At 61.3% G+C, this 12,353-nt stretch carries 12 protein-coding genes; 7 read left to right on the top strand and 5 right to left on the bottom strand.

What is annotated here, in order from left to right; all coding sequences use genetic code 11:
- Nucleotides 1-31 precede the first annotated feature (31 nt).
- The 3 genes from ACP7B3_RS17185 to ACP7B3_RS17175 are packed head-to-tail and all read right to left on the bottom strand — an operon-like array spanning nucleotide 32 to nucleotide 3,581.
- Nucleotides 32-304 (bottom strand): oxidative damage protection protein, encoded by a 273-nt coding sequence (locus ACP7B3_RS17185; RefSeq protein WP_106577463.1) that lies wholly within the window; start codon nucleotides 302-304, stop codon nucleotides 32-34.
- A complete protein-coding gene (mutY, locus tag ACP7B3_RS17180) occupies nucleotides 301-1,368 on the bottom strand; it encodes an A/G-specific adenine glycosylase (RefSeq protein ID WP_106577464.1) in 1,068 nt (355 codons plus the stop codon). The genes ACP7B3_RS17185 and mutY overlap by 4 nt, the downstream gene beginning before the upstream one ends.
- A complete protein-coding gene (locus tag ACP7B3_RS17175) occupies nucleotides 1,365-3,581 on the bottom strand; it encodes an AsmA family protein (RefSeq protein ID WP_426179802.1) in 2,217 nt (738 codons plus the stop codon). Before ACP7B3_RS17175 ends, mutY begins: the two co-directional genes overlap by 4 nt.
- A gap of 326 nt (nucleotides 3,582-3,907) precedes the next feature.
- On the opposite strand from ACP7B3_RS17175, the gene ACP7B3_RS17170 reads away from it, so the two are divergent.
- The gene (locus tag ACP7B3_RS17170) at nucleotides 3,908-5,569 is read left to right on the top strand and encodes an OFA family MFS transporter (protein ID WP_145159872.1); all 1,662 of its coding nucleotides are present in this window, start codon (nucleotides 3,908-3,910) and stop codon (nucleotides 5,567-5,569) included.
- A gap of 60 nt (nucleotides 5,570-5,629) precedes the next feature.
- Here the strand turns inward: ACP7B3_RS17170 and ACP7B3_RS17165 are convergent, their stop codons facing one another.
- Nucleotides 5,630-6,967, bottom strand: a complete 1,338-nt coding sequence (locus ACP7B3_RS17165; RefSeq protein WP_426179800.1) for an HdeD family acid-resistance protein — start codon at nucleotides 6,965-6,967, stop codon at nucleotides 5,630-5,632.
- A gap of 38 nt (nucleotides 6,968-7,005) precedes the next feature.
- The gene (locus ACP7B3_RS17160; protein ID WP_145159876.1) at nucleotides 7,006-8,262 is read right to left on the bottom strand and encodes an MASE1 domain-containing protein; all 1,257 of its coding nucleotides are present in this window, start codon (nucleotides 8,260-8,262) and stop codon (nucleotides 7,006-7,008) included.
- Between the two features lie 220 nt (nucleotides 8,263-8,482).
- On the opposite strand from ACP7B3_RS17160, the gene hisB reads away from it, so the two are divergent.
- The 6 genes from hisB to ACP7B3_RS17130 all read left to right on the top strand — a co-directional run bounded on the left by hisB (nucleotide 8,483) and on the right by ACP7B3_RS17130 (nucleotide 12,351).
- The gene (gene hisB, locus ACP7B3_RS17155) at nucleotides 8,483-9,076 is read left to right on the top strand and encodes an imidazoleglycerol-phosphate dehydratase HisB (RefSeq protein WP_003218037.1); all 594 of its coding nucleotides are present in this window, start codon (nucleotides 8,483-8,485) and stop codon (nucleotides 9,074-9,076) included.
- Nucleotides 9,076-9,714, top strand: a complete 639-nt coding sequence (gene hisH / locus ACP7B3_RS17150; RefSeq protein WP_145159878.1) for an imidazole glycerol phosphate synthase subunit HisH — start codon at nucleotides 9,076-9,078, stop codon at nucleotides 9,712-9,714. Before hisB ends, hisH begins: the two co-directional genes overlap by 1 nt.
- Entirely contained in the window at nucleotides 9,715-9,972 is a 258-nt protein-coding gene (locus ACP7B3_RS17145) for a DUF2164 domain-containing protein (protein WP_010213888.1), read from the top strand.
- 39 nt (nucleotides 9,973-10,011) lie between these two features.
- Entirely contained in the window at nucleotides 10,012-10,749 is a 738-nt protein-coding gene (gene hisA / locus ACP7B3_RS17140; protein ID WP_369301670.1) for a 1-(5-phosphoribosyl)-5-[(5-phosphoribosylamino)methylideneamino]imidazole-4-carboxamide isomerase, read from the top strand.
- 9 nt (nucleotides 10,750-10,758) lie between these two features.
- Nucleotides 10,759-11,529 carry an imidazole glycerol phosphate synthase subunit HisF gene (gene hisF, locus ACP7B3_RS17135; RefSeq protein ID WP_003171107.1) on the top strand — a complete coding sequence of 257 codons (771 nt, stop codon included), beginning with the start codon at nucleotides 10,759-10,761 and terminating at the stop codon, nucleotides 11,527-11,529.
- 66 nt (nucleotides 11,530-11,595) lie between these two features.
- Nucleotides 11,596-12,351, top strand: a complete 756-nt coding sequence (locus ACP7B3_RS17130) for a substrate-binding periplasmic protein (RefSeq protein WP_426179797.1) — start codon at nucleotides 11,596-11,598, stop codon at nucleotides 12,349-12,351.
- The last annotated feature ends 2 nt before the right edge of the window (nucleotides 12,352-12,353 follow it).

Below are 12,353 nucleotides of genomic sequence, written 5' to 3'. Positions count from 1 at the left end.
CGCTTACGTGCCGACCCCGGTTTTTGATCAATTATTGAGCAGGCGGCACGTAGCCGTCGGCCTTGGCGTAATCCTCGCCAGAAAAGAACTTGTCCATCTCGCCCTGCAGGTATTTGCGGTCTTCGGCGTTCATCATGTTCAGGCGTTTTTCGTTGATCAGCAGGGTCTGGTGTTTTTGCCAGTCAGCCCAGGCTTTGGCGGAGACATTGTCGAAGATGTCCTGGCCTTTGGCGCCGGGGAACGGTGCGCGCTCCAGGGCAGGCAATTCTTCGTGGTACTTGCGGCACATGATGGTGCGGGTCATGACGGAACTCCTGCGTTCAATACGTCGGCCGCGCGCTTCAGCAGTTTTTTCACTGGGGCGGCAAGGCCCAGGCGCGGCGGGGTGGCGAGGTTATACCAGAGCCAGTCGGCCTCGGCCACGTGATGGGCGGATTCCTCGACCTGGACCAGCCAGGGTTCGATGGCCAGCTGGAAGTGGCTGAAGGTGTGGATCAGCCCCGGCAGTTCATGCGGCGTGCCCAGCGCGAGCGCGTGCTGGTTGGCCAAGTGTTCCAGGTCCTGGAGGTCGTCGAGCTCCGGCAAGCTCCACAAACCGCCCCACAGGCCCGTGGATGGGCGGCGATAAAGCAGAATCGCGCCCTCGGCGTTGGCCAGCATCGGCATCAGCGTGCGCTTTTGCGGGATGGTTTTGCGCGGCTTGGGGATTGGGTAGCGCGTCTCCAGACCGAGCATGTGCGCCTCGCAGCCCTTTTCCAGCGGGCACAGCAGGCAACTGGGTTTGCTGCGGGTGCAGAGCGTGGCGCCCATGTCCATCATCGCCTGGGTGTAGGCGTTGACGCGATCGTGCGGCGTAAAGCGCTCTGCGGTAGCCCAGAGCTGCTTGGCGACCTTGGGCTCGCCGGGGTAGCCCTCTTGCGCGGTAAAGCGCGCCAATACGCGTTTGACGTTGCCGTCGAGGATGGGCGCCCGCAGGCCCATGCTCAGGCTGGCGATCGCACCCGCAGTGGATAACCCGATGCCGGGCAGTTCAGTGAGCTTTTCGACGTCCTTGGGAAACTCGCCACCGTATTGGGCGACGACGATCTTGGCGGTCTTCTGCAGGTTGCGTGCGCGGGTGTAGTAACCCAGGCCGGTCCACAGGTGCAGCACTTCGTCTTCCGGCGCGGCGGCCAGGGCTTCGACCGTCGGCAGGGAAGCCATGAACCGGTCGAAGTAATTGAGCACGGTGCTGACCTGGGTCTGTTGCAGCATGATCTCCGAGACCCACACCCGGTAAGGCGTAATGCCCTGTTGCCAGGGCAGGTCATGGCGACCGTGGCGGTCGTACCAGTCCAGCACTGCCTGTGAAAACTGCTCGTTTCTCATCGTTTGAACAGGCCTTTAAGGGCGTCTTTCAACTGCGGGTTGACCTTGTCGAGTTTCTCTTCGAGCTTCTCGCTGAGTTTGTTGCCGGCGGCTTTAACCGCAACCTGAGTCAAGCCGTCCTTGTCCAGGCGGCAGGCTTTGGCGCCCAGTTCCAGCGGGCCACGGCAGCGCAGCGGCACTTCAATCCCCCGGAAGTTGGAGCCGACCTGGCAGGCCGGGTCCGGCACGTCGCGTGTATCGCCTTCAACGATGATGCCGACGCGATAATCCATGCCCAGCACGCGCAGGTCGATGTCACCGTTGCCGTTGACCGTCAGGCCCGGGATACGCACTTTCAGGTCCGGGTTGCTGGCCACGCCGTTGCGCAAGGTCAGGTTGCCGCGCAGTTCCTGGAACGGCGTGTCCTTGCCTTGTGGCGTGGTGGTCAAGGTCTTGCGGTTGAGCAATGCGATGCCGGTGCACAGCTGCTGTTCAATGTTGGCGTTGAGCAGCGCGCCGTTATTGATCACAAAGCTGGCGGTGCCGTTAAGGCTGTCGATCAGCGCCTTCTGGCTGTTGCCACGGCCGTTGAGGTTGCTGTCGAGGGTGATCTGGCCTTTTACCGGCGGGTTTTGCCCCTGAGCTTGCAGGATGCGCTCAACCGGCACTTGCTTGATGTGGGTTTGCAGCGCGAGCACCGGGATGTCCTGGCGCACATCGAGTGTGCCGTTGGCCTGGAAGGTGCCGTTGTAGAGACCGCCGCTGAGGGTCTCAAGCTTGAGCTGGCCATCGACGCCGGAGGCTTTGAGTGCAGCGTTCTGGATCGGCAGCTTGCTCAGGGTCAGTTGGCCGAAGGCCAGGTCGGCGTCCACGTCCAGCGTGCGCAGGCGCGTGAGTGGCAACAGCTTGTCGGTGCTCCACGCGCCTTTGGTCGGTGCGTCCGGCAGCGGTGTGGTGCCACCGGCGGCCATGGCGCCGGCCTCGCTGTTCTGCACTTCGGCCTGGCGTGCGGCCGCTGCACCTTTGGCGGTTTCGGACTTGGCCGGCAGGTAGTTGTCGGCGTTGAAAGTATCGCCTTTGAGTTGCAGGCGCAGGGATTGCTTGGCGAAATCCTCTACAGCGATGCGGCCGGTGAAGGTGCTGCTGTCGAGTTTCAGGTTCAAGTCTTCCAGTGCCACGCTGGTAGGCGTGCCTTTGAGGCGGCTGACCAGTTCAACTTTGCTGAGGCTGCCCGCCGCCATCGGCGGCAACGGATGGCCAACGCTGTCGAGGAACTTGGCCAGGTCAAACTGGGCAATGGACAGGGCGCCGCTGAGCTGTGGGGTTTTGTTCAGGTCATTGACCTTCAGTTCGCCCAAGGCGCGCAGCTGGTTGGCGGAGAGTTTCAGGTTGGTCCATTCGGCAATGTTGGCCGCCAAGTCCACCAGCAGTTGGCCTTGGGTGGAGAACGTTACGGTCTTGCCCTGCAGTGGCTCGCCGGTGGCTTCGCCGCTCAGCTTCATGTCTTCGAACTGATAGCGCTGGAGCGCACGCTGGATGCGCAGGTTGCCGTTCAACTCGGTCTTGACGCGCATCAGCGGCTGGTTGCTGCCCAGGAATGCCGTGAGTTTGAGCGGAATGCTTGCGCCTTCGTGCACGGCACCGGCGCTCAACTGGATGCTTTCGGCGCTGTACTGTTTGCCGGTCTGCTCATCGTTGTATTCAACGCGGGCGTTGTTGATGGTCAGGCTGTCGATGTCCAGGCGGATCGGTTTCGGCGGTTTTTCCGGTTCAGGTTCGGCCGGCGTTTCCGCGGGGGCAGGCACCGGCGCATTGGCCGGTTTCTCGGTCACGTTCTTGCCGATGTCCTCCCAGTTGCCGTGGCCTTGCTTGTCGCGGTTGAGGCGCAGGTTCAGGCCTTCGACACGCACATCGCTCATCTGCACTTCACGGCGCAGCAGCGGCAGCACGCGCACCGACAGGCCGAGCATCTGCAGGTCGGCAAACGGCTGAGTCGGGTTGGTCATGGTCGCGACGCTGGCTTCGTGCAATTCCAGGCCCAGCCAGGGGAACAGGCTCCAACCGATGTCGCCATTGAGCGTCAGCTCGATGTGGGCCTTGTCGCGGGCAATCTGGCGGATCTCGTCTTTGTAATCGTTGGGATCGAAGAGGTGGGTCAGGGCAAAGCCCAGGGCCACAATGATCAGCAACAGCCCGAGAAGTACCAGACCCAGGATTTTGCCGAACGCTTTCATGGGCGAGTCCTTGTATGTCGATTTCAAAATTTAGCCGCAGAGTATAACGCCCGACGGCCTGCGTCAGTTCATGCATCGTTACATTGTATCTAGACGCAGCAAAATCGGATTTTGCCGCCCAACAGAGCAGGTTGCGTGAAAAAGGTGATATCAGTTTGGTTTTTCTGTCATCCACTGGTGCTAATCTGCGCGGGTTCGTCTGTCGTCTGCGACACAGCGTCGCGCTTAAAAGGAGCTTTACTCAACAACAACGGCTAACGCTCTGCGTGCAAGGCCGAGGGAGAGAGCGCCTGACGGACACATACTAATAACTGGGGGAAACACCAATGAGCACAAGCACTGCGGCTGGTAGTACTGCCGCACAGCCTGCGTTCCTGTCCAAGGAGCGCATTATCGCCAAGCCAGGGTTCAACCGCTGGCTGGTTCCACCGGCCGCCCTGGCCATCCACCTCTGCATCGGCATGGCCTACGGGTTCTCGGTGTTTTGGCTGCCGCTGTCCAAAGCGCTGGGTATCACGGCACCGGTCGCCTGCGCGCCGGACATGAGCTTCATCACGCAAGTCTTCTCGTCCCAGTGCGACTGGCCCATCTCCATGCTGGGCTGGATCTACACGCTGTTCTTCATCTTCCTGGGTTGCTCCGCAGCGATCTGGGGCGGCTGGCTGGAACATGCCGGGCCACGTAAGGCCGGCGTTGTATCGGCCTTGTGCTGGTGTGGCGGTCTGTTGATCTCGGCGTTGGGCATCTATACCCACCAGATCTGGCTGATGTGGATCGGCTCCGGCGTGATCGGCGGTATCGGTCTGGGCCTGGGCTATATCTCGCCCGTGTCGACCCTGATCAAGTGGTTCCCGGACAAACGCGGCATGGCCACCGGCATGGCGATCATGGGCTTTGGCGGCGGCGCAATGGTCGGTGCACCCTTGGCCGCAGCGCTGATGGGCCACTTCGCTTCGCCAACAAGCGTGGGCGTGTGGCAGAGCTTCGTGGTCATGGCCGTGATCTACTTCGTGTTCATGATTGGCGGCGCGCTGTCGTACCGCGTTCCGCCAACCGGCTGGAAGCCTGAGGGCTGGACCGCGCCGGCGAAAAAAGCCAGCAATGCGATGATCACCCACCGTCACGTTCACGTGAACGTGGCGTGGAAAACCCCGCAATTCCGCCTGGTGTGGCTGGTGCTGTGCCTGAACGTGTCTGCCGGTATCGGCATTCTCGGCATGGCGTCGCCGCTGCTGCAGGAAGTGTTCGGTGGCAAGTTGCTGGGTGTTGATGTGCCGTTCGGCCAGCTGGATGCCGGGCAATTGGCGTCCATCGCGGCCATCGCCGCAGGCTTCACCGGCTTGTTGAGCCTGTTCAACATCGGTGGGCGGTTCTTCTGGGCGTCGTTCTCCGACTACCTGGGCCGTAAAAATACCTACTTCGTGTTCTTCGCCCTGGGCTTTGCCCTCTACGCGCTGATCCCGAACCTGGGGCACCTGGGCAACGTGGCGCTGTTCGTGGCGGCGTTCTGCATCATCCTGTCGATGTACGGCGGCGGTTTTGCCACCGTTCCGGCCTACCTGGCCGACCTGTTCGGCACCCAGATGGTCGGCGCGATCCACGGTCGCCTGTTGACCGCTTGGGCGGCGGCGGGCGTGTTGGGCCCGGTGCTGGTCAACTACCTGCGTGAGTATCAGCTGAGCATCGGCGTTGAACGTGCCGCAGCGTATGACATCACCTTGTATATCCTCGCCGGCCTGCTGGTGCTGGGCTTCATCTGCAACCTGCTGGTGCGCCCGGTGGCCGACAAGTACTTCATGACCGACGCGGAACTGGCTGCCGAACAGGCGCTGGGCCATGACAAAGGCGCCACTGCCTCTACGTCGCTGGAGTGGAAGGCTTCTTCCGCCAGCGTGCCATTGGCTATCGTGGCGTGGCTGGTAGTGGGCATTCCGTTGGCGTGGGGTGTGTGGGTGACCCTGCAGAAGACCGCGGTATTGTTCCACTGATAAACCGTTGCGCAGTGCCCGCTCATGCAAGGTGAGCGGGCCTCGGGCAGCCAGAGCGGGCTAATCCTGCTTCTTGTCAGGCAAGGCTCTGGTTGATTGACCGCGCCATGGGATGCGTTGAAACCATGGCCGCGGCACCGGATGCACGATTACCCGCAAGGCTCGGGCGTAATCCATGACCAGGCCGGGTGTCCAGGCCATGGTCATGGCGCGCTTGCGTACTTGCGCGGCAATCCACAGCTCCGGCATGAGCAGGGTCTGCAACACCGAGCGCCAGCGCCGCGACCGTTCCGCCAATACCCCATCCATCGAGGCTTCCAAGGCAAATGCCACGCTGCTCGAGCAGTTGCGGTAGGTCAGGTTGTAAGTGGCCTGTTGGCGATAGTTATTGGAAAACTCAATCAACGCCTTGCGGCTGTACCGGTGAAAAATGATCTTGCGGTCCGAATCGCACCAGTTGGCCACTTCGGTGGCGTAGTCCGGCTGGAAAGTGCCGGGCACGTCATTGTTGCGGGTGGCCTTGAGAATGCGGAAAAACTCTGACGGTGAGCGATCGATGTCTGCAACCGGATACAGGCTCAGGTACACCGACGGTGACAGTTCAAGGGCAGCGTGCCCGGTTGAAATCACGCCTTGTGCGTCCACGGCCGCGATGTAGCGATTGATGATCGGGCGGGGAATGGTGGTTGCGCTGGCGGTGCCTTCCGGCGTCCATATATGCACCACCAGTGGATCGGTGCAGGCAAGCTCCGGCTCAGGCTGCGGCGGCGGTTCCTGCGGCGGAAGCTTCTTGAAATCCGATAGCAGATCCCTGGGCGCAAGCAGCTCGAACGTCGAGGTGCCATGGCGCAATCGCCTGACGCGACGCGCAATGCGTACCGTGTTCAGGCCGCTGACGATCATCAGCGCGCCCAGAAAAAAAGACACGGTGGCACTGTTGGCGATGGGGTAGGGGCTGACCAGCAACCCGGCGAATACCACTTGGGCGCCGCCGCTGATCAACGATGATCGCCAGCGCGGGAACCTGACGACCCAGGCCGAGGTGATGGTCAGCAGGCCGATCACAAAGTAGGTAAAGCCAAAAATGATCGCCAGCAGCAGGTTGCTGTAGACCTTGTCGGCAAGAATCAATACCGCGACAAAAAAGCAAATCCCGCCCTTGAAATACAGCACGGCGCGCTGGGTACCCACGCCGCTGGCGGCCACGCTCAGGGTGACAATGCTTTCCAGCAGCAACAGCAAGCCGAACGCGCGCAGCGGAAAGTACAACTCGCCATCCAGGCCGTCGATCATCACGCCAACGCCCATCACGCCCCATACGATACCGATCAGGCCGAGAAACCAGAATTTGGATCGGACGAATTCAACGCCGAACAGCAGTAAAGCAATCTGAATCATGAAGGTACTCGTACAGGTAGACGCTGATCGGCAAACGTTCAGGAATAGCGACTGCTTTGCCAGTTGCCGACAAATACTTGGCCCCTGGCATCGCGCATGGCGCCGGGGCTTTGGTCGTAAAGGGTCAGCCAGTCACCGTTGCCTTTGTCGATGCGAAAGGCCAGCGATGAGGCGTGGGTACGGGTGTCCGGCGACCAGTGCTGTTTGAGTTTTTCGCGGTCATCGGGGTGCACGCGCGCCAGCACCTGCTCAATGGTGCCCAGGGGCCGGGTGCCGATATCCAGCAGCGAATCGAGGTTGTCGTCCCAGAGGATATCGCCTGTTTCGGGATGCAACTGGTACATCACGCCGTCGCCCCCCAGCCGTCCGGTTTGCGGGTCGTAGGGCCTGGCCGATTGCGTCATCAGGCGTATCACCACCACCAGCAGGGCGGTAATGGACAAGTAGCTTTGCGCAAGCAGCAAAGGCTCGCCTTCGAGCAGGCCCGGCACATAAAACGGCCCGGTCTTCTGATCGGTGTAATTGACCACGATGCTGCCCAGCACCAGCAGCGCAATCGAGCCTCCAGGGCTGCGCCAGGTCACGCAAACGGCAAGGGCGAGGGCGATCGGCAGGCAGGCCAGGATGAAATACACCGCAGCGCCGGCATCGGTGTCCAGCATGCTGGTGAGCCAGTGCGGCGCTGCCCCGAAGACGTACCAGGTATTCAATGCGAGCAGCAACAGCCACCCTGCGCCGGCGAGTTTCTCCCGTGCGCTGACGGGAAATTCGCGCAGGTTGCTGTTCAGCACGTTCATGACCACAACGGTCGCAAAGAACACGCCGTTAACGCCAGACATCCAGTTGGTCATCAGCGTATGGGGTGATGTTTCCCCGGCCAGCATCAGCCAGCCCTTCCTGATCAGCGCCTGCACGCCACAAATGGCCACGGTCGCCAACAACCACAGCACGATGGCGTGCAGGTCGTCGCCACGGCGCGCGAAACGCCGTACCAGCCAGGCAATGGCAATCGAACCTGCCAGCGCCTCAGCCGAAAGCGCGATGGCGGCCGGTGACTCCTCCCAGCCGTGCGCACCGAGCAGCACCCGCGCGATCAACAACACAAGAAACAGCATCGGCCAGTGCGCACGGCGCGAGCTCAGGAAGGCCGACACCGAGACGCCCGCCGGAAACCAGATAATCGCCATCTTCGAGACGGGGTCATCAAAGGCCAGCGAGGCCATGCCGGTCACGTAGTAGGTCAACGCCCACAGGAGGAGAATGCCGCTGCGCCGTAAGACTCTGGGTATCGTCACTGTTCAGTATTCGTCAGGTTTTAAACATAGCGCTCATGTTACAGCGAAGCCGGCGCTGGCATTTGGCTAATATGCCGGGCGCACCATCCTGGAGCATGCACTTGTATGCACATGTCTAGCGCCGACAGTCCATCAGTCTTATCCCCTTCGATGTTTCTGTTTAGCGCCCGCGCCCCTATAATGGCTGCCTTTTTCGCCCAATGATTTTGCGGAGCTGGTGATGGCCGAACGTAAGGCGTCCGTCGAGCGCGACACTCTGGAAACCCAGATCAAAGCCTCGATCAACCTGGATGGCACCGGAAAGGCCCGATTTGATATCGGTGTACCTTTTCTTGAGCACATGCTGGACCAGATCGCCCGTCACGGGCTGATCGACCTGGATATCGTCAGCAAGGGCGACCTGCATATCGACGACCACCACACGGTGGAAGACGTCGGTATCACGTTGGGCCAGGCGTTTGCCAAAGCCATCGGCGATAAGAAAGGCATCCGTCGCTACGGCCATGCCTATGTCCCGCTGGACGAAGCACTGTCGCGTGTGGTCATCGACTTCTCCGGCCGCCCAGGCCTGCAGATGCACGTGCCCTACACCCGCGCCACCGTGGGCGGCTTTGACGTTGACCTGTTCCAGGAATTCTTCCAGGGCTTCGTCAACCACGCACTCGTCAGCCTGCACATCGACAACCTGCGCGGCACCAACACCCACCACCAGATCGAAACCGTGTTCAAGGCTTTCGGCCGCGCGCTGCGCATGGCCGTGGAGCTGGATGACCGCATGGCCGGGCAAATGCCCTCGACCAAGGGCGTTCTGTAATGCAGACGGTCGCGGTTATCGATTACGGCATGGGTAACCTGCACTCGGTGGCCAAGGCCCTCGAGCACGTAGGGGCCGGCAAGGTGCTGATCACCAGTGATGCCAACGTGATTCGCGAAGCTGACCGGGTGGTATTTCCTGGGGTTGGCGCGATTCGCGACTGTATGGCCGAGATCCGCCGCCTGGGCTTTGACAGCCTGGTGCGCGAAGTCAGCCAGGACCGCCCGTTCCTCGGCATCTGCGTGGGCATGCAAGCCTTGCTCGACAGCAGTGAGGAAAACGACGGCGTTGACTGCATCGGCCTGTTTCCAGGCCAGGTGAAGTTCTTTGGCAAGGACCTGCACGAAGACGGTGAACACCTGAAAGTCCCGCACATGGGCTGGAACGAGGTGCGCCGCACCGTCGACCACCCGCTGTGGCACGAAATCCCGGACATGGCGCGTTTCTACTTTGTGCACAGCTACTACATCGCCGCCGGTAACCCGCGCCAGGTGGTCGGTGGCGGGCACTACGGCGTCGACTTCGCCGCAGCGCTGGCCGAAGGTTCGCGTTTTGCCGTGCAATTCCACCCGGAGAAGAGCCATACCCATGGCCTGCAGTTGCTGCAGAACTTCGCCGCCTGGGATGGGCGCTGGTAAATGGCCAGGAAGCCGAAGCAGCCGATCTTGAACCTCACCCCCGAGCAGGAGAGTGAGGCTACCCTCAAGATCAAGCGCTTCATGGAGGACCGCTTCGAGCTCAAGTTGGGCTCGTTCGAGGTCGCCGAGATTCTTGAGTTGTTCACCACCGAAGTGGCGCCGCACTATTACAACAGGGCGATTTTCGACACGCAGACGCTCCTTAAAGAAAGGTTCGAAAGCATCGAAAGCGACTTGTGGTCGCTTGAGAAACCCTGATTTCCCAAGCATTGCTGAATATCGAATAAGGTTTGCCAGATGCTGATTATCCCCGCTATCGATCTCAAGGACGGCGCTTGTGTACGCCTGCGCCAAGGCCGCATGGAAGACTCCACCGTGTTCTCCGATGACCCGGTGAGCATGGCTGCCAAATGGGTAGAAGGTGGCTGCCGTCGTCTGCATCTGGTGGACTTGAACGGCGCCTTCGAAGGCCAGCCGGTCAACGGCGAGGTGGTGACCGCCATCGCCAAGCGCTACCCGAACCTGCCGATCCAGATCGGCGGCGGCATTCGCTCCCTGGAAACCATCGAGCACTACGTCAAGGCCGGCGTGAGCTACGTGATCATCGGCACCAAGGCCGTGAAAGACCCGGCGTTCGTTGCCGAGGCCTGCCGCGCGTTCCCGGGCAAAGTGATTGTCGGCCTGGACGCCAAGGACGGTTTTGTCGCCACTGACGGCTGGGCTGAAATCAGCACCGTGCAAGTGATCGACCTGGCCAAGCAGTTCGAAGCCGACGGCGTGTCCGCCATCGTTTATACCGACATCGCCAAAGACGGCATGATGCAGGGCTGCAACGTGCCGTTCACCGCCGCGTTGGCTGCCGCCACCAGCATTCCAGTGATCGCTTCCGGTGGTATTCACAACCTGGGCGACATCAAGTCGCTGCTGGACGCCAAGGCGCCTGGCATCATCGGCGCCATCACCGGCCGCGCGATCTATGAAGGTACCCTGGACGTCGCCGAAGCCCAGGCTTACTGCGATGCCTACAACGGCTGAGGACTGACCATGGCGCTGGCCAAACGCATCATCCCTTGCCTGGACGTCGACAACGGTCGCGTGGTCAAGGGCGTCAAGTTCGAGAACATCCGTGACGCCGGCGACCCGGTGGAAATCGCCCGTCGCTACGATGAGCAAGGTGCCGACGAGATTACCTTTCTCGACATCACCGCCAGCGTCGACGGCCGTGACACCACGCTGCATACCGTGGAGCGCATGGCCAGCCAGGTGTTTATCCCGCTGACCGTGGGCGGTGGCGTGCGCACCGTGCAAGACATCCGCAACCTGCTCAATGCCGGCGCGGACAAGGTCTCGATTAACACCGCCGCCGTGTTCAACCCGGAGTTTGTCGGCGAAGCCGCGCAGCACTTCGGTTCGCAGTGCATCGTGGTCGCCATCGACGCCAAGAAAGTCTCAGGGCCTGGCGAAACCCCGCGCTGGGAGATCTTCACCCATGGCGGTCGCAAACCTACCGGGCTGGATGCGGTGGAGTGGGCGATGAAGATGGAAGGCCTGGGCGCCGGTGAGATCCTGCTGACCAGCATGGACCAGGACGGCATGAAAAACGGCTTCGACCTCGGCGTGACCCGCGCCATCAGCGATGCGCTGGGCATTCCGGTCATCGCGTCCGGCGGTGTCGGCAACCTGCAGCACCTGGCCGACGGCGTGATCGAAGGCCACGCCAGCGCGGTGTTGGCGGCGAGTATTTTCCACTTTGGCGAATACACCGTTCCGGAGGCCAAGGCCTACATGGCGGCGCGCGGTATCGTCGTTCGCTAAACGCTGCTGGACACCATGGCGAGCGCGCGGCACTCTCTGCGCTTGCCATGGATTCCGGTAACTTTCATGTTCAAACACCTGCTGCTCGCCCTCGCCAGTTCTTCCATGCTTTTGGCAGGCTCGGCCCGTGCCGAAGAACCGTCTGACGCCTCTTTGGTGTTGCTGACGGAAAACTTCCCGCCGTACAACATGGCAAAAAACGGCAAGAACTTCGCCAAGGACGAGAACATCGAAGGCATCGCCGTGGACATCGTGCGCGAGACCTTCAAGCGTGCCGGCATTTCCTACAACCTGACCCTGCGTTTTCCTTGGGAGCGAATCTACAAACTCGCCCTGGAAAAACCTGGTTATGGCGTATTCGTGATGGCGCGCCTGCCGGACCGTGAAGCCCTGTTCAAATGGGTCGGCCCGATCGGCCCGGACGATTGGGTGTTGCTGGCCAAGGCCGACAGCAAGATCCAGCTGGGTGACCTGGAGCATGCGCGCCGCTACAAGATCGGCGCCTACAAAGGCGACGCCATTGCCGATACGCTGGAAAAGCAAGGCCTCAACCCACTGGTGGTATTACGCGATCAGGACAACGCGCAAAAGCTCCTGGATGGCCAGATCGACCTGTGGGCCACCGGTGATCCCGCCGGGCGTTACCTGGCGCGTCAGGTGGGCGTGACGGGGCTCAAGACCGTGTTGCGCTTCAATAGCGCGCAACTCTACCTCGCGCTGAACAAGGACGTGCCGGACGAACTGGTCGCCAAGCTTCAGGCCGCGCTGGATCAGCTGCGCAAAGACGGCGTGGTCGACGAGATCATGGCGCGCTACCTCTAAAT

This window comes from Pseudomonas sp. TWRC1-2 (genome assembly GCF_049896685.1).
Lineage (GTDB): Bacteria > Pseudomonadota > Gammaproteobacteria > Pseudomonadales > Pseudomonadaceae > Aquipseudomonas.
Note: the sequence above shows the minus strand (reverse complement) of the source record. Positions and strands in the feature narration are given on the sequence as shown.